This is a genomic window from Aporhodopirellula sallentina SM41, assembly GCF_000346505.1.
GTDB classification, from domain to species: Bacteria; Planctomycetota; Planctomycetia; order Pirellulales; family Pirellulaceae; genus Rhodopirellula; species Rhodopirellula sallentina.
The window spans coordinates 45,326-71,484 of record NZ_ANOH01000223.1 but is presented as its reverse complement, the minus strand read 5'-3'; the positions used below and the strand labels follow the sequence as shown (position 1 = coordinate 71,484).

Below are 26,159 nucleotides of genomic sequence, written 5' to 3'. Positions count from 1 at the left end.
AAGAAGCCCTCGATGTTTTGTTCGCAAGTGACTCCGCCAGGTTTGACTTAGTTTTGATGGATGTGCAGATGCCGGTGATGGACGGTCTGACCGCAACCCGCGAAATTCGCAAACGTGAACAGTCCAAAGGAGGACACATCCGGATTCTCGCGATGACCGCCAATGCGATGAAAGGCGATCGCGAAAAATGTCTGCAGGCCGGAATGGATGGGTACCTCACCAAACCGATTCAATCTCACGAGTTGTACCAGAAGATGGAACCGACCTTGTCCAGCAAATCGCAGGCAAAAACTGCGAAGAACTAATCGTCACGGGCGTTTCCACGTGATCTCCACCAACCAACATCGACTCGGCGTTCTCTGCATCGAATATCGATCGGCAAATCGCCTCAGCGATTTGCTTTCAGGCGAGTCAGTGCCTCGGCACCACCATTCTGGATTTCGATGAGGAACCGGATCAGATCGGAGAACTGCGAGGCATCGGTGAGCTGATTGACGAGGCCTGCTGGCATCGCCGATACCTTCATCGGAAAAACGTCATCAATATCATCTTGAGCGATGACGATTTCTTTTCCGCCGGCCGGTTCACGAATCACCATCTCATCATCGTTTTCACGAACAGGAAACCCGGTCAACACCAACCCATCGGCAGTGATCACTGATACCTGTTGAAAGTCCTGGTGGATCTCTTTGGACGGATCCAAGATCGCGTCGACCAGTGTTTGATCAGTGATACCTTCACGCTTGACCGATAGATCTGGTCCGAGTCTCGGACCACTCTCCGGGTCATGGCATTTTGCACACGAGATAGTCGCACCATAGAACAAAGCGGCACCCCGCTGAGGGTTTCCTTCGTGTCGGGCTTGCTCGGCGAGCGTCTTCGAATCAACCTTCGCGAGCGACTCTGCCATGGATACTGGAGGTTTGGAGTCCTGTGGAATCGCGTGCAACTGCATGTCGTGGATCGACCAGTAGTTGCGTTTCGCGGCACCTACCTGCGTGATCCTCAAATATCGAACCGAACCGTCCGTATCCAATTCAATATTCGTCACGGGACCATCGCCGTACCCCTGGGCAACGGGTTCACTCCACGTTTTGCCATCTTCGGATACCTCCACGTCGTACCCACGTGGATAGTCACCCTTGGAGCGTTTCGTATCGAGCACCAATGTCGTGGGCGTCACCGGTTCAGGCAGTTCGATCTCCAACCACTGGCCCGGCACCTGATAAGACGCGGTGTCCCAACGTGTCGACAGATCGCTATCGATGGCTTTGACGACGTTGGCTTTGTTCACATTGGAATTGAGTTTCCATTCTGACCGATTGCTCATCGCCGGCGGATCGAAGTAAGCGAGATCCTCTAGCGTCCAGGGACCGATCCGAGACGCCGATTCGTTACGTATGCGGCGAATATCGGTTGGTCGAATCCTGGATGCCTGATTCCCCCAACTGTTTCGCACATAATTCGCTACGTCGGCGATCCACTCATCCGAGTTGGTTGCGAGCGGCATCATCAATCCGTCGGCGTAGTTTTTGTTTTCAATCGGTCCGATCAAACCTTGCAACAGAATTCTGACCAAACGGGCTTTGTGGCCACGAACACGGGGTGATCCTGCCAGCGGCGGAGCCAAATGGAGATCGCCGCCTTGAGGTGCCGGGTGCCCCTTACCGTTTTCACCATGGCAGGTGATGCACAGTGTCGAATAGATTGTCTTGCCCCGAACGACGGAATCAGCGAGCGCTTTGTTGCGGCTTTGCAGCTGAGCAAACTTCTTCCGCTCGGCGAGAATCGAGGCAATATTCGAACGATATTGTTTCGCAATCGACTCGACATTGGGATTGTCGCGGTTCGCGTCCACGATCCAGTTCGTGATTGATTTGGCGTTGGGATGCCCACCGTGATTCACCGACAGTAAGGTCTGAATCACGACCGCGGGAGACTCATCCTCTCCGAGATGTTTGACCATTGGATCGAATTGATCGTCGGTAGACAGATATGGCTCGGAAATGCGGATTGCTGCGGCACGTACGCGAGGATCCGGATCGGCCATCAATTCAATCAGATGCCGTTTTGAAATCGCGTCGAGACCTTCGAGAGTCCACAACGCATGCAGCCGCGCCAACGCGTTCTCTGCTTCCTTGGTGAGTCGCTCCAATTGCGGCACGACGCTCCGGTCTGCGTGAAGAATGATCAGCTTCTGCGCTTCACTGCGCCACCATCCGTTTGGATGAGATAGGTGCCGCAGCAACTCATGCGGCGTTTCATCGAGCATGCGAGGTTGCGGTCCGCGACGGGTCGTTTCATGTTCGATCCGGTAGATTCGTCCGCGACCGATGTTTCTGTCGAGTTCGTAATCTTCAACGACCTTTCGCAAATAAGAACCCTTTCGTACCCAATTGCCCTCTTGGATGATTCCGCGATACATGTCGACGATATAAAGGCAACCGTCTGGCCCGGTCGCACTGTTGACCGGTCGAAAGTTGGGGTCTGTCGCGGCGATGAATTCGGATCCGTCATATTCGTTGGCGAGAGTGATCCGTCCCCGATCGTCCGTGACGTTGGCTCGTCGAATAAGACGTCCCACCGGTTCACAGATGATGAGATCCCCATCGAAATCGCTGGGCATCGCGTCACCGCGATAGACAGACTGCCCACCGCCGCCGGTGAATTGTGTCAGAGTGTTATCGTCGCGGATGCGTTTCGGCCCGCCCTGGACATCCGGAACATTGTCGATCGGGAAGACCTCGCGAAAACCGTCCACCTGCTCGCCCGACAGGCTGATTTGTCCATAAATAATCGGCTGTTGAAACGCGTACGCTGGGTTTTCTCCTCCTGCGGTGGAGTAATACATGCGCCCCACGTCATCGTGAGTCAGACCCCACTGACCGGTGTTGTAATGCAGCGGCTGCGCCTTCACCTTTTGGTTGGTGAACCGCAACCGATAGCCGGTGTAGGTGGTGTAGATCCAGTTATCGATATTCCAAACCAGTCCGCTCGGTTGATGCTCCAGGTTGCCCCCACGCGGTCCGCCTTCGTGCCACAATTCGATCTCATCAGCGACGCCATCGTCATCAGTATCTCGATAACTCTTGAGATCGAGCGTGTTGGTTTCTCCAATCACTACGCTGTCCAACAGCGGTAAGATCATTCGCGGAAGGACGAGGTTGTCGGCGAAGACCGTGTGTTTGTCGTAGACACCATCGCCATCGGTGTCTTCATGCCGAGAAACGCGACTCTTCGGAGCGAGCTGGTTCCTGCCATCGATGTCTTGCATGTAGGTTCGCATTTCGACGACATACATTCTTCCGTTGCCGTCCCACACGACGACCGATGGTTCTTCCACGTGAGGTTCGGTTAGAACCGGAACCACGGAGTATCCAGGCTGCACCTGCATCGTGGCGATTGATTCTTCAGGAGAAAGTGGCGGAGCCTTCGAACTGGCATCGATTTCCGCCGCGTTGCCATACGATAGGAGGATTCCCATCGAAAGGATTCTGAACGATACAACGAGGCATCGAGTCCGGGAATTCAGACACCAAGGAATCAGACACCAAGGAATCAGAGACCGGGAATTCAACCGTGAAGTCATGAACATTGTGTGGGGAAGGGGTGGGGTGGGGTTCGGTCCCGCGGGTGTCGAAAGGAAACACCGCCACGGCACGGTAGGAAAGCGACGCTCTGTCGAATGACGTCCGAATCGGCAGACGGCTGTCTTCATGAAAACGTCTGTCGTCGTGAAACAAAGACGCAGTTTCTCAATGACTCGCCGGGTCGCTATCTTAACACCGGACCGCAAAATTATCTGACTCGGCGGTACCAGACCATCTTTTCTCGATCGCCCGCCTCTTTCGTTTCGACAAGCGAAACATCGAGACGCGGAACGCCCTCAAAAGTAAAGCCTGCTCTCGATGCTCGACGAACTTCTTCAAAATCGGCTTACTTCGGCGAATGACCATCCGCTGCGATCGGACGGTGATTATGTCTTGTACTGGATGATTGCTCAGCGGCGTTTGAACTACAACATCGCTCTGGAGTACGCGATCGCACGAGCGATCGAGTTTGAGCGTCCTCTTTTGGTTTTCGAACCATTACGGGTTCGCTATCAATGGGCGAGCGATCGTATCCATCGCTTCATCATCGAAGGGATGCGTGACAACGCCAATGCGGCTGAGAAATTCGGTATCGCCTACTATCCCTACGTCGAGCCGAAACCTGGCAAAGGATCCCCATTGCTACATCGTTTGGCCAAACGTTCCTGCACGGTTGTCACGGATGAATATCCGTGTTTCTTTTTGCCGACCATGATCGAGGCGGTGAAGGATCGCATTCCGGCTCGACTCGAACTCGTTGACGGCAATAGCGTCTTGCCACTTCGTAGCGCTGAAAAAACCTACACGGTGGCTCACAGCTATCGTCGCTACATGCAGAAGAACATTCTCGACGCGCTGTCACGATCTCCGAAAGCGTCTCCCCTGCCCTGCCCCGCATTGCCCTGCCCTGCCCCAGTCGAATCAAAAACAGCCAAATCGAAAACAGCCGAATCAAAAAAGATTGTTCCTTCCGAGGACCTTCTCGTATCGAATTTGGTTCCCAAGGCAATTCTCGACCGATGGCCGGTGGCGGATTTTGATAACCTCTTGGAGAGAAACGGCATCTCCAAGATCCCGATTGATCATGACGTGGTGCCCTCCCCTGTTTGTCCGGGTGGCAGTGTCGAAGCGACACGTCGCATGACCGAGTTTCTTGATAAGAAGTTGGTTCACTATGATGATGACCGCAATCATCCTGATGAACACGCAACCACCGGACTCAGCCCCCATCTGCATTTCGGTCACATTTCGGCGCACGAGATGGTACTCCGGGTGCTCGAGAAAGAAGATTGGTCGCCTGAGGATGCATCGGCACCCAATGGAAAGAACCACGGATTTTGGAACGTAAGCGAACCGGCCGAGGGCTTCCTAGATCAAGTTCTTACATGGCGTGAGATTGGTTTTAATTGGTCTTATAAGAATCCCAATACTTATGACAAACTCGATTCGCTACCTGATTGGGCAAAGAAGTCGTTAGAAGAAACTTCGGATGACGAACGTCCTTATCTTTATAGTCTCGAAGAGTTTGAGAATGCGAAGACGCACGACGAGTTATGGAATGCGGCGCAGCGGGAAATTGTGCAGACAGGAATGATGCACAACTACATGCGGATGCTCTGGGGAAAGAAAATCTTTCACTGGACGCGGTCAGCTCAGGAGGCTCTCGATGTGATGATCCACCTCAACAACAAGTACGGTCTCGATGGACGGGATCCCAATTCGTACTGCGGGATTTTGTGGGTGCTGGGGAGAACCGATCGAGCCTGGGGACCGCAGCGACCGGTCTTTGGCAAAGTTCGCTACATGACCAGCGACAGCACGCGGAAGAAACTTCGATTGGGCGAATACCTCGAGCGATTCAGCGAAAAAGGCGGGAAATTGGGGTGATTTCGAGGCAAAAACGTTGCGAACACTCCCCTCCCTAGGCAGAATCAACTCTCCCAAAATGGGGATTTCTCGTTTTTTGAGACTTTTGATGACCGGTCTCATCGAGGCGTCTGCATTTCCTCGTTAACAGCAAAGTCGCTGCCATCCAAAACCCGAGACCCTTTCGCACCGGAATCCAACATGCACCGTTTCACACGTCGCTTGCTCGGCCTTGCCTTCATCGGAGCCACTCTGTCCTGCTTCATCACGCCCGAAAGTGCCGAGGCCGGTGGCTACTACCGACAACGCTATTCATCGTGGAGCTACAAACCTACTAGCTCGTACTACTACAGCCGATACACCTATCATCCCGTCGTCAGCACGGTCACCACTCGGTATCACTACCACTACGCGGTCCACTATCCATCGCGTCCACGTTATGTCTACTACTACAATCCGGTTCGCCGAGTGTATTGGGGTCGTTATGACATTCAGGAAGGTGGTTACTCGATGCTGAAGCAAGAGGACCGTAAGGAAAAGTTGGAGGAAATTCCTGAGTCGGCATTCCCGAAACCGGCCGAAATGCCTCCGATTCCTGAATCGTCCGATGGTGAAAAAATGGCCAAACCGGATCTCACCGCTCTTCCGAAACACGACGCGGCTCCCGACACTCCGTAGGAACCCACTTTTCACCGGGTTCGGGAACGAACCGATCGCAATAGCCCTGGTTGATCTCCGACCGGGGCTATCGGCATAGAATCCGGCTTGGCAACCACGTGCCAGCGGCGATCAAAAGACGTGTATAACATCACAGCCGATTTCCATTTCTCTGGTTGTGATTCCATGTCTGACTCGTCTCGCGATATTCCCAATTGTCTCTCTCCGGTCATCACGTCACGTCGTGAACTCGACCCGATCGCGACCAGTCTCCAGCGACGTTTGGCGTCACTTCAGGACGTGCAGGTCGTGGTGTTGGACGTCTATGGGACACTGGTAATCAGCGGCAGTGGCGAGGTCGGCACGGCGGAAGACAAACGCCAAAACCATGATCAGGCGACTGAGTCTAACGTTGATCCGGTTCAACAAGCCGCAGCAGCAGCGGGCGTCAGTGATCTGCAACGTCTGCCGACAATGGATGCTATTCGGGCGCGGATCGAACGAGTCAACCAAGCCCGTTTGATGGACACCAATCCACGACCGGAAGTGGAAATATTGGACATCTGGCGGGCGGAATGGATCGCGTCAGACCGAGTAGATGTCGCTGCGGATCCGCGTTTGGTCTGTGAGATTGCTGCTCGTGTCGAATCGGTGACCAATCCGACGTGGCCGATGCCGGGGGCGACGAAGGCTCTTGCCGATCTCCACGCCCGTGGTTTCAAGCTAGGGATCGTGAGCAACGCTCAGGTTTACACGATTCCGCTGGTGGAAGATTTGATCGGCGGGTCACTCGAATCGCGCTTCGATTTGAACCTCTGCTTCTTTTCGAATCGCTACCGAGCATCGAAACCGGGACCGCTGATGTTTGACCGGCTCGTGGGTGAGTTGGCGAGGCGCAACATCGCGCCGGAACAGGCAGTGTACGTCGGCAACGATATGCTCAATGACGTATATGCGGCAAAAAATGCCGGATTGAAGACGGCATTATTCGCGGGTGATGCCCACAGCCTGCGTTTAAGGCAAGATCATGCCTATTGCGCGGACTTATCATCCGATGTGGTGATGACGTCATGGAATCACCTAGTAGAGTGTTTAGGTGAAGGTCAAAGAAACCCTCAATCGTGAGTAGTGATGGGCGTTCAAATTGGATTCGTAGGGACACGCTTCGCAGGCACCGACGGCGTGTCACTCGAAAGTGCAAAGTGGGCACAGGTTCTGTGGGACCACCGACACGTCAGTCACTGGTACAGCGGTTTAAGTGATCGTGATCCTTCGGTGTCGATGGTGGTGCCGCACGCCTATTTCAATCATCCCGACATACAGTGGATCAATCGCCGGGCGTTCGGCACGCGAACCCGGACGCCCGACGTGACGCAGCGGATTTACACGCTCGCGGACTATCTCAAAGGGACTCTGTATGAGTTCACTCGGCGGTACCATCTCGATCTGCTGATCGTTCAGAATGCGCTGTGCATTCCGATGAACATCCCGCTCGGGGTCGCGTTGACGAACTTCATCGCGGAAACCGGGTTCCCGACGATCGCCCATCATCACGATTTCTACTGGGAACGGGACCGTTTCAGTGTGAGCGCGGTAACCGACATGTTGTGGATGGCGTTCCCCCCTGCCCTGCCCCAGATTCAGAACGTCACGATCAATTCGTTCGCCCAAGAGGACCTGTCGCACCGCCGCGGTGTCTCGTCGGTGCTCGTTCCCAACGTGCTCGATTTCGAGAACCCGCCACCGGAAGCGGACGAGTATTCCCGTTGTTTCCGCAAAGACATCGGTCTGGCCGAGGACGACATCCTGTTTCTGCAGCCGACCCGCGTGGTTCCTCGCAAGGGAATCGAACACGCGATCTCGTTGGTGGCCGCGTTGAAAGACGATCGCTGCAAGTTGGTGATTTCGCACGCGAGCGGCGATGAAGGTAACGAGTATCTGCAGGTACTGCGTGATTTGGCCGAACAGAGCGGCGTGGACCTGCGATTGGTCGACGAACAGGTGGGTGACAAACGCGGGAAAAACGCCGAAGGAAAACGGATCTACACCCTCGCGGACGCCTACTCACAGGCTGACTTCATCACCTATCCGAGTATCTACGAAGGGTTCGGCAACGCGCTTCTCGAAGCCTTCTATTACCGCAAACCCCTGCTGGTGAATCGTTACTCGATTTACGTTGCCGACATCGAACCCAAGGGTGCCAAGGTGATTTCGATGGACGGATACCTGACCAAAGACGTGGTTTCCAAGGTCAAACGGATCATTCGTGACCAGGCGTTCCGCGACGAAATGGTGGATTTCAACTACGAAATCGGCCGTGCATTTTTCTCCTACGGCGTGCTCCGGCGGAAGCTCCGTGCCCTCGTTACCAACTTTACCGGACAGGACAACTTGTGAGTGAATCGACCACCGAAACACCAACCGCAGAATCGTTGCGTAGTCGAATCAAGGATGTTTATGGACACGTCCCGTTGTCCTTGTTCGACGGATTGATGCATTTGGTGGAAGGTGGTTCAGGGGAAGCCGGCGAGTTCCATCGAGATGATGCGGACCCGATGTCGGTATCCCAATACGATCCGACACAGTCGACCACGCATCGAAAACTGTGGGATCATCGCGACGTTGTCCTGATCACCTACGCGGACCAGGTTCGCGAATCGGGTTCAGAAGGGTCGCCGGGCCGATCGCCCTTGGCCGCCCAGCATCGATTCCTGGTCGATCACGGGCTCAACGAGTTGATCCGGTGTGTTCACCTGCTGCCGTTTTGCCCGTCGACGAGCGATGACGGTTTCTCAGTGGCTGATTATCTGCGGGTGGATGCTGATTTTGGGACGTGGGAAGACATCGCGGATTTGGGCCGCGACTTTGACCTGATGTACGACCTCGTGCTTAATCACTCGTCGCAGCAACACGAGTGGTTCCAGAAATTTCTCGCTGGCGATCCGGAGTTCGCCGATTTCTACGTCACCGCGGATCCCGAAATCGATCTCTCGGGGGTGACACGTCCCCGCAGCCTGCCGCTGCTGACGGAGTTTGAATCGGATTCCGGGAAGAAATTCGTTTGGACTACGTTTAGCGCTGACCAAGTCGACCTCAATTACGCCAACCCGGACGTGATGTTGGCGATGATCGAAACCCTCGTCGAGTACGCTCGCCGCGGGGCCAGGATCGTTCGGCTCGACGCGATCGCGTTTCTTTGGAAAGAGATCGGCACTTCGTGCATGCATTTGCCGCAAACCCACGCGGCGGTGAAGTTGATGCGTTGGGTGCTCGACCGGGCCGTGCCGGGGACGGTGATTCTGACCGAAACCAATGTCCCCCACTTGGAGAACATCAGCTACTTCGGCGCGGGCAACGACGAAGCCCATATGGTGTATCAGTTCAGTCTGCCGCCGTTGCTGCTCGACGCGATTCACAGCGGTGACACCGGTGTGCTTGCTCGGTGGATGGGCAGTCTCTCGCTGCCATCGGACGATACGACGTATTTCAATTTCACCGCATCACACGACGGCATCGGGGTGCGACCGGCCGAAGGCTTACTGCCCCAGGAGCGGATCGATGCCCTGGCGAAGATGGTGCTCGAGGCCGGCGGGAAGGTCGGGATGCGTGACCTCGGTGACGGCACCCAGAGCCCCTACGAACTGAATATCACCTACCTCGATGCGGTCGCCGATCGCCGCCAAGTCCCCGCCGCCGAGCACTCCCGCCGGTTCCTCGCGACGCAGGCGGTGATGCTGTCGATGCGCGGCATCCCGGCCGTCTACTTCCATTCCTTGGTCGGTTCGCCGAGCGATTTTGCTGCCGTCGAATCGTCCGGGATCAACCGCCGAATCAACCGTCACAAGTACGAACGGTCGGAACTCGAAGACGCCTTGTCGGGTCCGGATTCGCTGCAGCGGCGGGTGATGGACGGCTATTGCCGGTTACTCGAAGTGCGTCGAACGCAGCCCTCCTTTGACCCGGCGGCATCGCAAACCATGCTGGACTTGCCGATCGACGGACTGATCGGTTGGGTCCGAAAACTCGACGGTGAGAAGCCGTTGACCGTGATCGCGAACCTGGGTGATCAGGCTCGATCGATCGACTCTTCCTCGCTACCAGAGGGGTACAACCGGGACATCCTGGCCGAGGAAGAATTGCTCGCCTCGGAGCCGATCGAGATGCGGCCCTACCAGGTTCGCTGGCTGGTCTGAGCAAGCCCGTTTGGGTCAATCGTCGGTGGGCTGTGGAGAGGTTTCGGCGGCCACCCACGCCGCGTATCCGGACGTCGTTTCGGTGACCTCAGTGGCCAAGATCTGAGGTTCATCGTAGGGGTGATTTTCGCCGAGCCAGCGAATGAGTTCGGGAACCCAATCGGATGTCGTTTTGATGATCAGACGCACCTCCGTATCGACATGCAAACGGCCTTCCCATCGATAGTGACTTTCGATCGGAGAGTCGATCTGGACGCAGGCGGCCAACCGGCGATCCAACATCGATGATGCGAGTCGTCGTGCTGAATCCGGATCCGCGACCGTGGTCCAAACGATCGCCAACGGGGTCCGAGCAGGAATATTTTCGGGCATTTTTTGTTCCTTTTTGAGCGCGTTTCAGCTTACCTAGGCCGCTTGAACACCTGTGGAAAACTCGTCTTTTCAGTGTCTGCTTATTGTCGATTTCTGTCTGCGGTTGCGTCGACTTCCCGCCGGCACTGTCTGGAACTGTCTAAACACCAGACAAACATCGACAGATTACAGACATCCAACAGACAAGTTATCCACAAGTGAACATTGGCTGGATTTGTCGTAATTTGCAGTCTTTTCTGAGGCGAGTGGATGTTTGTCGACACTCAAGGTCCGCACATTACGACGACGACGGTAAAAGATATTAAGTTCTTTGATAGCAAGACCTCCAGGAGCAAGCAGTGCTTGCTAGCAAAGCTTCGCTCCGACCGAGAGCAGCTTTCGAATTTGAGGGGGTGCGTTGGTGAGTCTGCCCCGGTAAAACAATCGCTCGATCAAAGCTCATCGTCGCCCACGAAATTACTCCCTCATGAAGATCACCTGCCAACGAGATACTCTTGCCAACGCGTTCGCACTGGCCGCTAGCATCGCGCCGACTCGGTCGCCAAAAGAGATTTTGCAGAACGTCAAAATCACCGCCGCCGGTTCGAAACTGACGCTCTCGGCAACGGACCAAGAGGTGGGAATCCGGTTGGACGTGACCGAGGGAGTGGAGATCGAAACCGAGGGAACGGCGCTCCTGCCGGTGCAGCGAACCGGGGCGATTTTCCGCGAGAGCAGTGACGAGAAGATCACCGTCGAAACCGATGAATCCGGGATCCGAATTTCGGGCAGCCGCAGCAAGTTCCGCTTGCCCGGAAACAACCCGGATGAGTTCCCCAGCGTGCGAGAATTCGACGAAGAAAAGTACCACCAAATCAGCACGCGGTTGTTTCGCGAGATGCTCAAACGGACCGCCTTCGCGACCGACTCCGAATCGAGTCGATACGCACTCGGGGGGGTTCTTTTGGAGATGGAAGAAAGCTCCGTGATCGCGGTCGGGACCGACGGTCGACGGTTGGCCCGGATGGAAGGAACCGGCGAATCGGTCGGCGGCCACCAGACCAACGGCATGACCACGATCGTGCCGACCCGGGCGATCGCTCTGATCGAGAAGGCACTCAGTGAGAAGGATGATTCGGTCGAGGTGGCTTCCCGCGGGAACGACTTGTTAATCCGGACTCCGCGGGCGGTGATCTCTAGCCGGCTGGTCGAAGGTCGCTATCCGAACTGGCGGCAGGTGCTGCCTCAACGAGAGGACGCTGTCAAAATAGATGTGACGGTGGGACCACTTTTCGCCGCCCTTCGTCAGGCCGCGATCGTGACGGATATCGACAGCCGTGGGGTTGATTTCACGTTTGCCGACGGGACGCTCAAACTGGAGGCATCGACCGCGGATCTCGGCGAGTCGCAGATCGAACTGCCGATCACCTACGACGGAGAACCGATCACCCTGACGATGGATCACCGCTACCTGGCGGACTTCTGCAAGGTGATGGATTCGGAGGTGTCGTTTGTGATGGAGATCGAAAGTTCGAAATCCCCTGCCCTGCTGAACACCGACGACGGCTATGCTTACGTGATCATGCCGATGGCCCGCGACCGATAAGGACCGGAATTGAAAAAAGTCCCAAACCAGGAAGACGAACGGGGCAAAAGTACTCGTCGGATCGGAACCCTCATCTCGGAATTGATGAGCCGGCGGGGCTACGCGAGTGTCGCAACCGACAACGCGATGACCGAATCGATCGCCAAGAGCGTCGGGCCGGCTCTCGCCGACAGCATCATGGTGGGCAAGCTCAGCCGGGGCGTCCTGCAGGTCTATGCGGTCGATAGCGTGGTCATGCAGGAGTTGACGTTTCAAAAACGCCGCATTCTGAAAACGCTCTCCAAGGATCATCCTCAGGCCAAGATCACCGATATTCGGTTCAAACTCGGCGGGAATAAATCGGGCGGTTAAGTCAGCGTGCCCGGTCGCGTGTTTCCCGGATCGATCCACGTGACTACATTGACACCGGCACGTCCGGTTTGTCTCTTCGCAAAACGGTGTTTCCGCATGCGGAACGAACCGGCTAACCGAATCGGTGGCTGAGTTGATCGGGCGCCGGATCGCACGGTTCTCGCGGCAATCGGTTCGGCGACGATCGGTTCCCCCTGCCCTTTGTTATTACCGCGTTATCACCGCCATCAACTCCTACTGCCCTCCCCTTTTACCAAGCCATGCTCGCAGCCCGCATCATTCCTTGTTTGGACGTTCATGGCGGTCGCGTCGTCAAAGGGACCAATTTCGTCAATCTTCGAGACGCGGGTGACCCGGTCGAAGTCGCTCGTCGGTACGAAGCCGAAGGGGCTGACGAATTGGTGTTTTTGGACATTACCGCCAGCCACGAAGAACGCGACATCCTGCTCGACGTGGTCCGGCGGACGGCCGAGCAGGTGTTCATGCCCCTGACCGTTGGCGGAGGTGTGCGGACGATCGACGACGTTCGGGCGTTGTTGTCGGCGGGATGCGACAAAGTATCCATCAACTCATCCGCGGTCACCGATCCGGACTTCGTCAGCCGCGCCGCCGACCGTTTCGGATGCCAGTGCATCGTCGTCAACATCGATCCCAAGAGGGTGCAGCGTGACGGCGAGGAATTCTGGGAGGTGCACATCAACGGTGGACGCAAACCGACCGGGTTGCAGGCCGTTGAATGGGCCAAGAAAGTGGAACAGCTCGGTGCCGGCGAGATAGTCCTGACCAGCATGGACGCGGACGGAACCTGTGACGGGTACGACATCGAGATCACCCGCGCGGTCAGCGAGGCCGTGTCGATCCCGGTCGTCGCTAGCGGCGGGGCGGGCAACCCGGACCACCTGGGCGAGGCGATCCGCGACGGAAAAGCCGATGCGGCACTCGCGGCCAGCATTTTTCATTTCGGCACCTATTCGATCGACGAGACCAAACGCCGGATGCGGGAGATGGGAATCCCTGTCCGGCTGCCTTAACTCCTTGACCAAAACCACGATGGCAAGGAACATGTCGGTCAAACTTTCCCCGAAGGCGTTTTCCCTCACCCGAAGTGATTGCTCGTGTCAGATGTGGTTCCGGTTCGTAATGCGTTGATTAGTGTCAGTGACAAGATGGGGCTGACCGATCTGGCTGCAGGTTTGCGGGCTGCTGGGGTGACGATCTACAGCACCGGCGGCACGCGGTCCCACCTCGAGAAGTCGGGTATCGATGTCGAAGACGTCGCCGATTACACCGGTTTCCCCGAAATGCTCGATGGACGTGTCAAAACGTTGCATCCGCGGATCTTTGCCGGGATTCTCGCCCGCCGCGATCGCGAAGACCACCTCGACACAATCGCCGAGCACGATATCGAACCGTTCGACCTCGTCGTCGTGAATCTCTACCCGTTCGCCGCCACCGCGAGCCGGTCGGGTGTAACTCGTGAAGAATGCATCGAGCAAATCGATATCGGTGGGCCGAGTCTCGTGCGAGCGGCTGCGAAAAACCAAAACGACGTCGCGATCGCGACCAGCCCCGAACAATACAGCGAGATTATCGAGCAACTGCAGAGCGTCGGCGGAACCACTTCGGAACTGCGCCGACAACTCGCCGCCGAAGCGTTCGACCACACCGCAACCTACGATCGGGCGATCGCGGACTACTTGCAAGGCGAGTCCGTCGGCGGTGAATTCCCGCAAACGATGAACGTCACCCTGCGACGCAAGACGCAGCTCCGCTATGGCGAAAACCCGCACCAACGGGCGGCACTCTACAGCGATCACAGCGATCGATCGGCCAACCTCGTTTCGGCTCGCCAAATCAGCGGCAAGGAACTCTCCTACAACAACCTGCTCGACCTCGATGCTGCACTCGATATCGTACGAGGTTTTGCCGACCCAGCAGCTTCGGTGATCAAGCACAATAACCCGTGCGGTGCCGCGACATCCAAGACGTTGGCGGATGCCGTATCGGGAGCGATGGCCGGCGACCCCCTCAGTGCGTTCGGCAGCGTGGTGGGAATGAACCGCACCGTCGATGTGGCTACCGCCGAACTACTGTGCGAACCAGGTTTGTTTATCGAAGCTATCGTAGCGCCGGATTTTGAAGCCAGCGCGGTAGGACTGCTAACGACTCGGCCTCGTTGGAAAGACAACGTGCGTCTGATGCAAGTCGGACGTCTTGATGGAGACGCTCCGAAGGTTGCTCGCCGGTTCATCAGCGGTGGTATGTTGGTTCAGGATGCTGACCGGATGTCGAGTTCTTCATTGCAATGGAAGACCGTCACGAAGACACCCGTCGATGACGAACTGTGGGACGATATCTCGTTCGGATGGGAGATGGTGCGGCACGTGAAGAGCAACGCCATCGTGCTCGCCAAAGACACTTCACTGATCGGCGTCGGTGCGGGACAAATGAGTCGAGTTGACAGCGTTGAGATCGCGATCGACAAGGCCGGTGATCGCAGCGATGGGTCCATCCTCGCCAGCGACGCGTTCTTCCCCTTCCCCGATTCGATCGAAGCGGCCGCCAAAGCCGGCGTGGTTGCGATCATTCAACCCGGTGGTTCTCGCCGTGACGATGAAGTGATCGCTGCCTGCGATGAATACGAGATCCCGATGGTCTTCACCGGCCGTCGCCACTTCAAGCACTAGGATTGAAATCCTAGGTTCGATTGATCTCTCGCTCGCGTTCTTGTAACTCACACCGTGTCGTTACACACGGCTGTGAGTACGCAATCACCAGCCGCTGTGTACAATGTGCAGCTTCCCAGCAGCAGTGATCCTATCGCGGAAGATGAGACGATGAGTAACGCCGAACCAACACTCCACCTCAACGGCAACCGAGCACGCATGTCGGTTCCATTGATCAGAGCATTCTTGGTTTGCTTGATCGGTTGGTCAGTCTCGCAGACATGTTTTGCAGACGACGAAACCAAACCCAACATCCTGTTTCTCTTTGCCGATGACCTGGCATACAACTGCGTCGCCAACGGCGGTAACGATGAGGTGATCACGCCCAATCTCGATGAGTTGGCGCGACGAGGCACGTCCTTCACCCACTGCTACAACATGGGAGGTTGGAACGGAGCGGTTTGTCAGGCCAGCCGTGCGATGTTGAACACGGGACGTTTCCTCTGGAACGCTCACGCCCTCGAAGGCAGCATCCGCAAAACCGAAGTACCTGAAAAACGGCTTTGGGCACAACGCCTCGAGTCCGCCGGGTATGACACATACTTCACCGGGAAATGGCACGTCAGCGCAAGTGCTGACTCTGTGTTTGGTACCGCACGAAACGTCCGCGGTGGGATGCCAAATCAAACACCCCAGGGATACAACCGTCCCCGCAGCCCCGAAGACAAGGTATGGCAACCTTGGGATAAAAAGTTTGGCGGGTTCTGGGAAGGTGGCAAGCACTGGAGTGAAGTCGTTGCCGATGACGCCGAGTTGTTCTTCGATTCGGCCAGCCAATCCGACAACCCGTTCTTCATGTACATCGCCTTCAACGCGGCACACGATCCACGGCAGGCTCCCAAAGAGTTTGTCGACATGTATCCCTTTGAGGAGATCGAGGTTCCGCAACCGTTTTACAAAGAGTATCCCTACCCAATCGGCAGCAATCGATGTCGTGACGAAAAACTCGCACCGTTCCCACGGACCAAGTATTCAGTCCAGATCAACCGGCAAGAATACTATGCCATCATCACACACATGGACCGAGAGATCGGACGTGTCCTCAAGGCACTTGAAGACTCAGGCAAAGCGGACAACACATACATCTTCTTCACCGCCGATCATGGACTCGCTGCTGGTCATCACGGTCTGATGGGGAAGCAAAACATGCACCACCACAGTATGCGTGTCCCCTTTACCGTGGTCGGTCCCGACGTTCCCGAGTCAAAGAAGATTGACTCGAATATCTATCTTCAAGACGTCGTCCCCACGACTTTTGAAATCGCAAAGATGGAGAAACCCGACGAAGTCGATTTCAAAAGCGTGTTGCCACTGATCAACGGAGCGCGGGAACGTTCTTATGAATCGATCTACGGTGCCTACATCGACTTCCAACGGATGATTGTCGACGGAGATTACAAACTGATCGTGTACCCGAAGATCGACAAGAAACAGCTTTTTAATCTGGCTGATGATCCACTCGAAGAAAACGATCTGATCAATGATCCTGATCAATCTGAACGCATCGCGATGCTAACCGAAAAGCTCAAAGCTCTTCAAAAAGAGATGAACGACCCGCTCGCCCAGCAGTAGTGCGACGGGGTAGCCGGATAGCGTTAGCTTTCATGTAGCTCAGTCTTTTCAAGGCTGAGAATCTCGCGAAACGCGACACTGGAGTCTTCGATCGCTTCTCCATGCGACACGGAAGACCATTCGATTCCCATCAAAGTGGCGACTTTGCGGAACAGTTCCGATTGATGTCCGACCGCTAACGCGCCGTGGTGCGTGGGTGCCAATGCGAACCAGTCGTTCATCATTTGGCTCGGACCTCGATCAAATCGAACGTGCGTCATCGTGTTTCCAATCTTCAGGATCGGAGCATCGATCGCGATTCCTTCGTTGCCGATGAAACGCAGGCGACCTTCACCCGTTTGCGTCAAATTCAACAGTGTCACGGGCCCTTTCTGGACCGTCGCTTCGACGCTCACGCCGGTCCCCCACTTTCCGTGATACAGCCCCATTCCTCGCAGAATTGGCTTTTGGTCAGAGATGGCGATGTGAAATGGTCCATCGTGGCCCAAGATGATGGTGCCATGGTTGAAGTCCGATGAAACGATCTCGGTGTAGCTGCCACCGGCTTCGAGAATGTCGCAGATCTTCATCGCCACGGCAGTCTTCATGTCGCCTTCACCACTGCAGGGAATGCCTTGAGCGGTCAACAACGAGTTGCCCAGGATGAGAGACTCTTGCAATTCCTCGTAGGCGTTTCCTTCGCGTCCACGGTAGTAGTACGTCAGCGCATCCAGGTCGAAGTCTCGCACGAGCTTCTCTTGTGCGACCGCAACACGACACGCAATGTCAAGTTGTTCGGGCTTGGGTTTGCGAGCCAACGGATCAGCCGGTGAGTCTTCACTGATGACGAACATCTCATGGACTTGATCCAGCTTCTCCCGCGTTTCCGCCACCGTGACCGACTGGGCCAATCGGTCCAAGTCACACATCTCCATGACCTCGATGTGCATCCCGGTGCCGGCGCCCATCATTGTAAAGTCGCTGTACATGTCGAGCATGCCGGGATAGGTATGCCCCAAGAAACCCATCCGACCCTCACGAAGCGTACGTACCGCGGCGGATGCTTTCACCCAAGCATGAATTTCTTCCCACGCGGCGATTGCCTCGGGATGATCCGACGTGCATTCATCCGCGAGTGAGATCTCGGGAGTTTCGGTCAGACCGAGCAGCCCCGAAACGATATGGAAATCAATCCCGCTGCGATTGAACGCGTTTGAAATTTCAGGGACGCAGCATCCGACACAATGAGCCAACCACTCGCCCGTGGTTGTTTGATCGTAATTCATCGCAGCGGTGGGCTGCAGATTCAACACAACAACCGGACGCTGACAGTGACGCGCAATGCTGATGTGCGAGGCACTCATCGCATAGGTCGCAGCGTGGCAAAAGATGATGTCAACGTTGGCGGCGTTGAACTTCTCTGCGGCCGCGCGGGCTCCCGATTCACTGTCGATCATCCCGGCGTTGCAGACATCTCCGTGAGTTCCGATCTGCTGTGCGATGAAGCGGTTGTATCCGAGCAATCGATCGAGCAAACCATCAAACTGGTTCCAGTAGTGTTCGTGACCGACCGAATAGAGACCGACGCGTGGGGTTTTGATCGGTTTGATAGGATCAAACAGAGACATCGTTGTATTCCATAACACAGGTGAAAATCGTTTCGTGTAGTCGGCTTACGGAAAGCAGTTTCGTAGAACACTGGATCCGTTCACCGATGCGTTGCATCGAAGAATTGCTTAGTGAGCATTCATTCGCGAATTCAAGAACGCATCAATTTGAGTCGTCGACACATATTTCGACCGGACCGAGCAAGCCGGAAGGTTCGAGTGCCCATTGGTTGGTGACAGTGATGTTGGTGCGAGTCAAACGTTTGTTTTCGGGAAGATCCCGGTCGCCAATCAGGCGGTTCCTCCACGAATTGACAACGGTCACCGTGAGTGAGTTTTTGCCTTGCTTGAGGGCATCGGTCACGTTCACTCGGAAAGGCGGTCGCCACACCACGCCGAGATCCTTTCCGTTGAGCGACACGCGCGCGATACCGACGTCTTTCACGTCGCCAAGTTGCAACGAGATTGGTTGATCCCGTTGATCGTCATCAATTGAGAATGTCGTCTTGTAGACAGCTTTCCCGGAGTAATGCTTGATGCCTGGGACTTCACTTTGCGTCCAGTCCGACAGCGTCTCGAAACGAACCGGTTCGTCGGGTCCGCCCCACCGAGAGTCAAACTTGACTTGCCATGGTCCTTGGATGGTTTCCTTGACTGTCCATGATGGAAAATTGGGGCCGTCGTTTCTCGAATTTTGCTCAGAGGACTGACGGTGGGAAGACTGACGGAAGACGACGAACAGACTGCCAAAGGGGTCCAATTCCAGCGGAACCTCCGTACTGTGATCGTTGACGGAAAACGTCTGGGCCTGGCGGATGGAACCGTCCACGGCATCCCATAGCTCAGGAAGGCGTCCGGTAACGCGAAAACTTGCCTTCAAACTTGTTGGCTGGCCCTTTGTCTCGCAAAGGAAATAGACATCGTCATCGTCGAGTCGATAGTGAATCCACTGGATGTCTTCTGTCTGATTGATTCCTTCGATGTGGACGTCCGAAGGGACTTTCATGGAATGCAGAAGTTCACGAGCCGACATCCCCCACGCGACATGTCCGTTTCCTACGCTGCGAAGACCGGTCTCCTCGACCGGTTTGTCGGACGATCCCCACAATCCATCGGCGAGTTGCTGGAACCGCTTCCGCCCTTCCGCACCACCTTCCAAGCTAACAGCATGGGTCGGTTTGCTTCCGAGTACCGTTCCGCCACGACGAACGAGGGAGTTGATTTTTTGCAGGACGCCAAGAGACAGAATCTTGTGATCGGGCAACACGAGGACACGGTATTCCATGCCCGATGGCAATTCGAAGAGGCCTTTTTGGAAGGTCAGGCCATCGAGCAACAGTTCCTCGCTGAGCACATCGTAGCCGAAGTTCGGCAGGGCTCCGGCGGGGTCCGCCTCTTTGAGTGTCGCGATGTTCGGGATGTGATCGCCGTAGTAGTAGAGAACATCGGCAACAAACTGCCCCTGTTGAGCGATGTACTGGCAGCGACGGAAGTAGTCGATCAACGCGGTTGATTCATTCCACCACGTGATCTGCGGATTGAAGTGGGTTCCAGCAAAGTACTCTTGGCCGGGAATCCCCATCTCTTTCGGTGAGGCGGTGAAGGTGTGGTTGAACAGGAGGTTGAGGCCTGCGCAATACTCGTGATCAAAGCTCGGCTTCATCGATGACCAGGGCACATCGTTCCAGTGTGGGCCAATCGTGGTGAAACCTTCGGCACCGACAAGTCTCTTGCCATAGGTGTGCGCGGCCGAGGCAGCTTGTTTGACAAAAAATCGATCCGGCGGATTGGGGCGATGCGGCGATGGCGACCAAAACTCGCTCATCATCAATTCGCTGCGTCCGTAGTTCTTCAGGCCATCGAGCGGCCCGGCATGCGGTCCCGAGCATTCCGGGTGAGTGCCCATTCCGTATCGATCGGCGATCGCAGCGAGGTGACCATAGTGGTCGGTAATTCGGTCGCCAATCGTTTTGCGAAAGTCGGCCAGGAACGCGTTGGAATCCTCCCGGCTTTCAACGACATAACCTGCCAACACGGCCAACCAAGGAATCGGATCGTATCCTCGGTTGAGCTGAAACGTTTCGTCGAATCCCGGCGTCCAATTCATACCGCCGCCTTCCCAACTATCTGTATGGACATACTTCAGCGTGGTGCCAGCCAGCGGACCGATCGCGTTCATCAGCGGCGTGATGTTTCGGTTCCAATACGCGTCGAGCGAACCGGGATTCATGTAGTCAAGGACGCGGCCGCCCCAACCAGCGCTGTGTGTCGAAACGTGCGAGTTGACATTCGTGTGGCCAATGCGCAGTACCATCCAACGACCTTGCGGAGCATCCCAACGCAGCGTCCCGTCGGCATCGGTTTGCTCCGTGAGATTCACGATTCCATCGAAAGGCACAACGTGTTCACCCGGTATTGCTGGTTCAGTATCCAACAAGAAACGGCAATCCGGGGCCGACATTCCCAACTCACGTGTGGAGCTCTTCAACAACAGATGCTTGATCGGTTGATGCGACGGCGAGGCGGGCAACTCGAGTTGAGGAAGTTCGATTTCAGAGACTTGGACGTTGCGTGGAATGCCGTCGACCGGGGCCGTGTCATACGCATCGGTGAAAAGCAAGCGAACGAACGCAGCAGGCTGAATTGGGAAAGTCGCAGTGACTTTCTCGCCGTTTGGAATTGTGATCCGTCGCACCGTTTGAAATGTTTGAGCATCGAGTGAAACTTGGATCTCACATTCACGCGGTCCATATTGCGATCGGCCTCGCAATGCCACTTCGCCAATTTCAACAGCATCGGAGAGTTTGATCAGTAACCACTGCGGCGTCTTCCGCGTCGGCCCTTTTCTGGACACCCAGAACGTGTCCTGCTTCGCATCCATCGCGAGGCTAGCATCGCGACCGCCCTGGGTAGAACTCGCCTCGATTTCAAACGACAACTTGCGGCCAGCAACACTTGCGACTGTAGGTGCCGGAACAGCGATGACCGCGACATCCCGGTAGAACTCACGTGCTTTTGGCTGGGGTAGTTCTTGGGCGACTGGAGCGCCGCCCGTCACTTCCGTTTTGGACCACACCAGTGTTTGCGTTGCTTCGGCGGCCGTCACCTTTGGGCCACCCAAATTCCAACCGCTTTGGATATTGAGACTGAGTTCCAAACCCAAGCGATCGGCTTCCTTGCAAGCGTGCACAAACAAATCCGTCCAAGCTGGGCTGCCAAAGGTTGGACCGGCCGGAACTCTTTGGTTCCCCCGTTGATTGCTGCCGTCGGCGTCGAAGATCATGGCACCGCTGAAGCCCTTGTCCTTCATCTCTTCCAATTCATGAGTGATCGACGCTTTGGTCACGTTTCCGTTCAGCCACCACCAAAAGGCACGGATGCCAGATTCCTGCGGCGGCGATTGAAATCGTTTCGCCAGCGAATCGTCCGCGCCGGCGAAAGAGCTGAAAAGGATGAGTGCCATGACAGCCATCATCTGCATGCTGCCGTGCCCACGACGATATGTGCAAAGTTGATCAGTCATTTGGTGATCGAGTTGGCGAGAAAAGGATGAAAAGGAATCGTTATGTTCTTGCGTCAAAGGTTCGTGGATCAATCCGACAAATAGTTGCCATAGCCAATCACGATGGTGGAACCGATTAACGTCAGCAGCCCTACCCACACGGTCGCTTTTGTCTTGCGGCTTGTGCCGCGCCATTCATCGAAGACGATGCCCCAGAGGTTGCTGAACACGATGATGAAAGCCATGTGAATCGACCAACTCGAGAACTCGTATTGCTCCCCCAGCTTGGTTGTCCCCATTCCGTAGAAGAAGAACTGCCCGTACCAAACCAGCCCGGCCATGGACGACAGGGCATAGTTGCGAAACAGAGGTTGCCCCCCTTTTCCCGCGTAGTCACCGAAGGTGCCGTTGCGGCGGTTCAGAGCCAAACACCACAACAAGTTGCTGGTCAAACCACCGACCAAGATCACGACCAAAACGGCGTTGTTGGAATACAGCGGTTCTGTGCCGGCTTCGATTGAGAGTTCAGCAATCGGTTTGCCGGCCGACAATCCGAAAGCGAAGCATGCACTCAAAATTCCCGCGACCGCTGCCAGCAAGAACCCTTTGCTGATCGAGAACTCAGAGACTGTTTCTTCGGACTCGAGGTCGCTGCATTCGGCTTCTTTTCTCATGCCCGCCCATCCGCAGATTCCGATCCCGATCAAGCAGAATGTGATGCCTAGCAAGATCACGGCACCGCTTCGGGATCTCAAGATCTCTCCGAATTGACCTTCAAAAATGGGAGGCATCAGCGTGCCGAATAGCATGCAGAACCCGAGCGCCGCGGCGTAGCCAAGCGCCATACCTAGATAGCGAACGGAAAGTCCGAATGTCAGATTCCCCACTCCCCAAAACATCCCGTAGCAGACGCACCACGCGATGACGCTCAGCGGAGCCGATTGCAACACGGGAATCAAATCGGGTGTGGTGATCCAAGCCACCGCCCATGGAGCAATCAGCCAAGCGGCGATTCCCATCACCAACCAAAATGACTCCCACGCCCAGCGATCAACCTTCCGCAGCGGTGCATAAAAACTGCCCGCCGCGAATCCGCCGATGGCGTGCAACAAGACTCCTAGCAGGGGACCGGTTAGCATTGAGCAAGGACTTCATTGAGGGACGTAATGATTGTGTCGAGCGTCCAGTATAACGTTCTCAAATCCTGCAGATAACTAAAAACACCCCTTGTTATGCGGCACGCGGTTTGAAAACAGGGTATGGTATTGGCGACATTCTCACCTGCTAGGCAGGTGAACAACGATCGCAAAGCGATTCGATCAGGGATACGAAATTGAACCAATATGAAGGCTACTACCACTATCTCCCCGTCGATGACATGGCGATGTCGTGGGGTGTCTACCTGACCGGTTTGGGCAGCGGACGGGCGCCCGCAGGTGAAAGCTATCCGCCAAAAGGCCATCCGGGCCTGTACAGTTTTCGATGGGCTCGCGGTCGTGTTCTACCCGAATTTCAAATGATCTTGATCACCAAAGGTAGCGGTGTTTTTGAGTCGGAACCGACAGGCAGGGTTCCCATCGCGCCGGGATCGATCATCACGTTGTTCCCCGGCGTTTGGCATCGCTATCGGCCGGATTTCAATGAAGGTTGGACAGAACGATGGATCTCGTTCCATGGGACGATGACGCACCGATTGCTCGAACTGGGTTTGATTTATCCCGAGATGGCGGTTCGAAAAGCAAAACGACCCTCGTTACTGTCAAAAGCTTTTGACCGGATCTTGAAGAGCGTATCGGACCATTCGAACCAGAATTCGATTCTGCTTTCTTTCCAGGCGATGGCTTTGATTGGTAGCGTTATTGAGAACACGTCGGACATAGGAGAAGTTGCTGGGGAACACACCAGTATCCGTAGCAAAGAGGTACGTGACCCGCTGGTCGGTCGTGCTCTCGATTTAATTTGGACGCACAGTCACCAGGCGTTTACGGTTCAACGGTTTGCCGACCGATTATCCGTCAGTCGGCGGGTTCTTGAGCGCCGTTTTCGCAACGAAATCGGACACAGTGTCCTCACCGAAATCACCGCGTGCCGACTCAGTCGGGCTAAGCGACTGCTGGTCGAAACGGACTTGGGTGTCAAAGCGGTCGCGTTTCTCGCTGGTTTTCCAAGTGACGAACGGATGCGAGTCACGTTCCTCGAAAAAGTGAATATGTCCCCATCACAATACCGCAGCGAATACCTCGAGCAGCGAAAACCGAAGGTCGGTCGTCCGTCGAGATCTTAGAGAAAGTGAACGTTCGATCATGGGCGAACGAGAACTTCCATCGGTGGAGTTCTCAAAGGTTTTGCTGACGTTTGTTTCTGTGATTCCTACTGGTTTGATGTTTTCAAACGGCAGGAATTTGCCATGAAATCCTCAGGAAATGCGTGGCGCCTTGGCGTGTTGACGCTGAGTGATTGCCGCAAAACAAGGTCTGTATTTATTAGGAAGTCGACGGTGCGTTCGATACCATACGGGCTCTCGTGTGCGATACATCGCCGCTTTAGGTCTTCCAAACCTCACCCTCAAGAGACGGTTTCTGTCATGGTTCAACGATTGCAATTCGCTTCTATGTTGTTTTTCCTTTGCTTCGGCATTGTCGGTTGCGGTAACACAAACGGAGTCGTTGCGACCGAAGAGGAAATGAAAGCATACACCGAAGAAAATGGTGACCTTTCGTTGGATCCGACTGCACAGACCGAAATTGCGGAGGAGTGAATACCGTAAGTCTAGGGAGATCGCAGACGTCTCTTCAGTTTCTCTTTTTATCGTTTTGGAGTATCCGTTATGCGTCATACGCAACGAAGCCGTACCGGCTTCACACTCGTTGAACTTTTGGTCGTGATTGCGATCATCGGTGTGTTGGTTGGCCTGCTGTTGCCAGCGGTTCAAGCAGCGCGCGAAGCAGCCCGCCGGATGAGCTGCAGTAATAATTTCAAACAAATCGGACTGGCCATCCACAACTATCATGCGGCCTACAATCAATTGCCCGAGCAAGGAACAGGGACTGGCTCGGCCACAGGAGGCGGCGGGACCAACTACGCTACCCCAGGAACCGTCGCCAGCCCTGGTGGCAATAGCTACAACCGGCTTTCTTTCTCGTTGGGATCACTCCATTTATCGAACAGCAGGCACTTTGGGAGCAGATCAGCAATCCCTACGTGACCACGGGTGGAGCGGTTTATCAGGCGATGGGTCCGTTGCCGAGTGGCTCAGTAGCGAACATGGATGCCAATCCCTACGTGCCTTGGATGACCGACATTGCCTCATACCGATGCCCGAGTGATCCGGGGCGTGGCCTGCCGAGCCTCGGTCGGTCGAACTATGCAGCCTGCATGGGCGACGCCACCCACTCGTGTTCACGAGAGAACGACGCGTACGAAGATTCCAATGGCAACACGAATGATAAGCGGTCCTCCTATTCGCGTGCTGCTGCACGGGGTGCGTTTGTTTATCGCAAGTCGACACGCTTTCGCGATATCCTTGACGGCTTGGCGAATACGATCATGTGTGGCGAGATTATCAGTGACTTAGGCGATAACGATATTCGTTCTCATATCTGGTCGCGCGGCTCGCGGACGGCGAGTCAGTGGAATACGGGCGGGGCACTGCGTTGCCGTGGTGCGATCGATCCTGAACGGCCACAATTTTGGAATCCTTCGGCAACGGGCGTTGGCAGTTTGTTTGCCAATGCGGAAGAAGTTCGCGGGAACAAGTGGATGTGTGGAATCGTGCTTTACACCGGTTTCCATACCATTCTCGGTCCGAACACTGAGTTGTGTATCCATGGGAACCAGCATGAAGAGGCCGTCGTTTCGACGAGTAGCCGTCACCAAGGTGGCGCGCATGTACTAATGGGCGATGGAGCGGTCAAATTCGTTACGGATTCCATTGATGCCGGAAACCCCAATTCCGCTCAGGTGACTGTGCACAACTACCTTCCTCCAGGATCAGGAAGCCCGTTCGGACTGTGGGGCGAGTTAGGAACTCGCGCGGCCAAAGAAGTGCTCAGCGGAGAGTTTTAAGCACGAGGTTGCTTCAGAAAAAAGGCAACGCAGCCTCTGTTCGTGAACATGCTGCTGAGTTTCGAATGCACCCAATCCGGTCTCGCCGAATTTG

The 26,159-nt window shown here is 55.5% G+C and carries 18 protein-coding genes and 1 pseudogene; 14 read left to right on the top strand and 5 right to left on the bottom strand.

The window, feature by feature from the left end:
- A partial coding sequence (locus RSSM_RS15120) for a response regulator (RefSeq protein ID WP_044302623.1) occupies nt 1-305 on the top strand: 305 nt, incomplete at its 5' end.
- Nucleotides 306-388: 83 nt separating this feature from the next.
- Here RSSM_RS15120 and RSSM_RS15115 read toward each other — a convergent pair.
- Nucleotides 389-3,484: a DUF7133 domain-containing protein gene (locus RSSM_RS15115; protein ID WP_008680343.1), complete on the bottom strand. Its 3,096-nt coding sequence runs from the start codon at nt 3,482-3,484 to the stop codon at nt 389-391.
- Between the two features lie 424 nt (nt 3,485-3,908).
- Here RSSM_RS15115 and RSSM_RS15110 point away from each other — a divergent pair, with 424 nt between their 5' ends.
- The 5 genes from RSSM_RS15110 (at nt 3,909) to RSSM_RS15090 (ending at nt 10,306) form a co-directional block, all read left to right on the top strand.
- Complete coding sequence (locus tag RSSM_RS15110; protein WP_008680340.1) at nt 3,909-5,477, top strand: cryptochrome/DNA photolyase family protein; 1,569 nt, start codon at nt 3,909-3,911, stop codon at nt 5,475-5,477.
- 180 nt (nt 5,478-5,657) lie between these two features.
- A complete protein-coding gene (locus tag RSSM_RS15105; RefSeq protein ID WP_008680338.1) occupies nt 5,658-6,134 on the top strand; it encodes a hypothetical protein in 477 nt (158 codons plus the stop codon).
- A 165-nt stretch (nt 6,135-6,299) separates the two neighbouring features.
- Nucleotides 6,300-7,238: an HAD family hydrolase gene (locus RSSM_RS15100; protein ID WP_008680336.1), complete on the top strand. Its 939-nt coding sequence runs from the start codon at nt 6,300-6,302 to the stop codon at nt 7,236-7,238.
- A gap of 6 nt (nt 7,239-7,244) precedes the next feature.
- Complete coding sequence (locus tag RSSM_RS15095; RefSeq protein WP_008680333.1) at nt 7,245-8,510, top strand: glycosyltransferase family 4 protein; 1,266 nt, start codon at nt 7,245-7,247, stop codon at nt 8,508-8,510.
- On the top strand, nt 8,507-10,306 hold the full coding sequence (locus RSSM_RS15090) for a sugar phosphorylase (RefSeq protein ID WP_008680331.1): 1,800 nt from the start codon (nt 8,507-8,509) through the stop codon (nt 10,304-10,306). The genes RSSM_RS15095 and RSSM_RS15090 overlap by 4 nt, the downstream gene beginning before the upstream one ends.
- A 15-nt stretch (nt 10,307-10,321) precedes the next feature.
- Here the strand turns inward: RSSM_RS15090 and cutA are convergent, their stop codons facing one another.
- The gene (gene cutA / locus RSSM_RS15085; RefSeq protein WP_008680329.1) at nt 10,322-10,678 is read right to left on the bottom strand and encodes a divalent-cation tolerance protein CutA; all 357 of its coding nucleotides are present in this window, start codon (nt 10,676-10,678) and stop codon (nt 10,322-10,324) included.
- Between the two features lie 466 nt (nt 10,679-11,144).
- Here cutA and dnaN point away from each other — a divergent pair, with 466 nt between their 5' ends.
- The 5 genes from dnaN (at nt 11,145) to RSSM_RS15060 (ending at nt 16,912) form a co-directional block, all read left to right on the top strand.
- A complete protein-coding gene (gene dnaN / locus RSSM_RS15080) occupies nt 11,145-12,263 on the top strand; it encodes a DNA polymerase III subunit beta (protein ID WP_008680327.1) in 1,119 nt (372 codons plus the stop codon).
- A 9-nt stretch (nt 12,264-12,272) separates the two neighbouring features.
- Nucleotides 12,273-12,614, top strand: a complete 342-nt coding sequence (locus RSSM_RS15075; RefSeq protein ID WP_008680325.1) for a DUF721 domain-containing protein — start codon at nt 12,273-12,275, stop codon at nt 12,612-12,614.
- A 260-nt stretch (nt 12,615-12,874) separates the two neighbouring features.
- Nucleotides 12,875-13,645 (top strand): imidazole glycerol phosphate synthase subunit HisF, encoded by a 771-nt coding sequence (gene hisF, locus RSSM_RS15070; RefSeq protein WP_008680320.1) that lies wholly within the window; start codon nt 12,875-12,877, stop codon nt 13,643-13,645.
- Nucleotides 13,646-13,738: 93 nt separating this feature from the next.
- The gene (gene purH, locus RSSM_RS15065) at nt 13,739-15,301 is read left to right on the top strand and encodes a bifunctional phosphoribosylaminoimidazolecarboxamide formyltransferase/IMP cyclohydrolase (RefSeq protein WP_008680318.1); all 1,563 of its coding nucleotides are present in this window, start codon (nt 13,739-13,741) and stop codon (nt 15,299-15,301) included.
- A 150-nt stretch (nt 15,302-15,451) separates the two neighbouring features.
- Nucleotides 15,452-16,912 carry a sulfatase-like hydrolase/transferase gene (locus tag RSSM_RS15060; protein WP_236621164.1) on the top strand — a complete coding sequence of 487 codons (1,461 nt, stop codon included), beginning with the start codon at nt 15,452-15,454 and terminating at the stop codon, nt 16,910-16,912.
- Nucleotides 16,913-16,935: 23 nt separating this feature from the next.
- Here the strand turns inward: RSSM_RS15060 and RSSM_RS15055 are convergent, their stop codons facing one another.
- The 3 genes from RSSM_RS15055 to RSSM_RS15045 form a co-directional block, all read right to left on the bottom strand.
- The gene (locus tag RSSM_RS15055) at nt 16,936-18,519 is read right to left on the bottom strand and encodes an L-fucose/L-arabinose isomerase family protein (protein ID WP_008680314.1); all 1,584 of its coding nucleotides are present in this window, start codon (nt 18,517-18,519) and stop codon (nt 16,936-16,938) included.
- A gap of 142 nt (nt 18,520-18,661) precedes the next feature.
- Nucleotides 18,662-22,021, bottom strand: a complete 3,360-nt coding sequence (locus RSSM_RS15050) for a glycosyl hydrolase (protein ID WP_236621163.1) — start codon at nt 22,019-22,021, stop codon at nt 18,662-18,664.
- Between the two features lie 68 nt (nt 22,022-22,089).
- Nucleotides 22,090-23,139: an L-rhamnose/proton symporter RhaT gene (locus RSSM_RS15045; protein WP_044302622.1), complete on the bottom strand. Its 1,050-nt coding sequence runs from the start codon at nt 23,137-23,139 to the stop codon at nt 22,090-22,092.
- A 194-nt stretch (nt 23,140-23,333) separates the two neighbouring features.
- On the opposite strand from RSSM_RS15045, the gene RSSM_RS15040 reads away from it, so the two are divergent.
- The 3 genes and pseudogenes from RSSM_RS15040 (at nt 23,334) to RSSM_RS15030 (ending at nt 26,065) form a co-directional block, all read left to right on the top strand.
- Nucleotides 23,334-24,284, top strand: a complete 951-nt coding sequence (locus tag RSSM_RS15040; protein WP_008680309.1) for an AraC family transcriptional regulator — start codon at nt 23,334-23,336, stop codon at nt 24,282-24,284.
- A gap of 300 nt (nt 24,285-24,584) precedes the next feature.
- On the top strand, nt 24,585-24,758 hold the full coding sequence (locus tag RSSM_RS34135; protein WP_173403156.1) for a hypothetical protein: 174 nt from the start codon (nt 24,585-24,587) through the stop codon (nt 24,756-24,758).
- 69 nt (nt 24,759-24,827) lie between these two features.
- A pseudogene (locus RSSM_RS15030) lies at nt 24,828-26,065 on the top strand (DUF1559 family PulG-like putative transporter).
- The last annotated feature ends 94 nt before the right edge of the window (nt 26,066-26,159 follow it).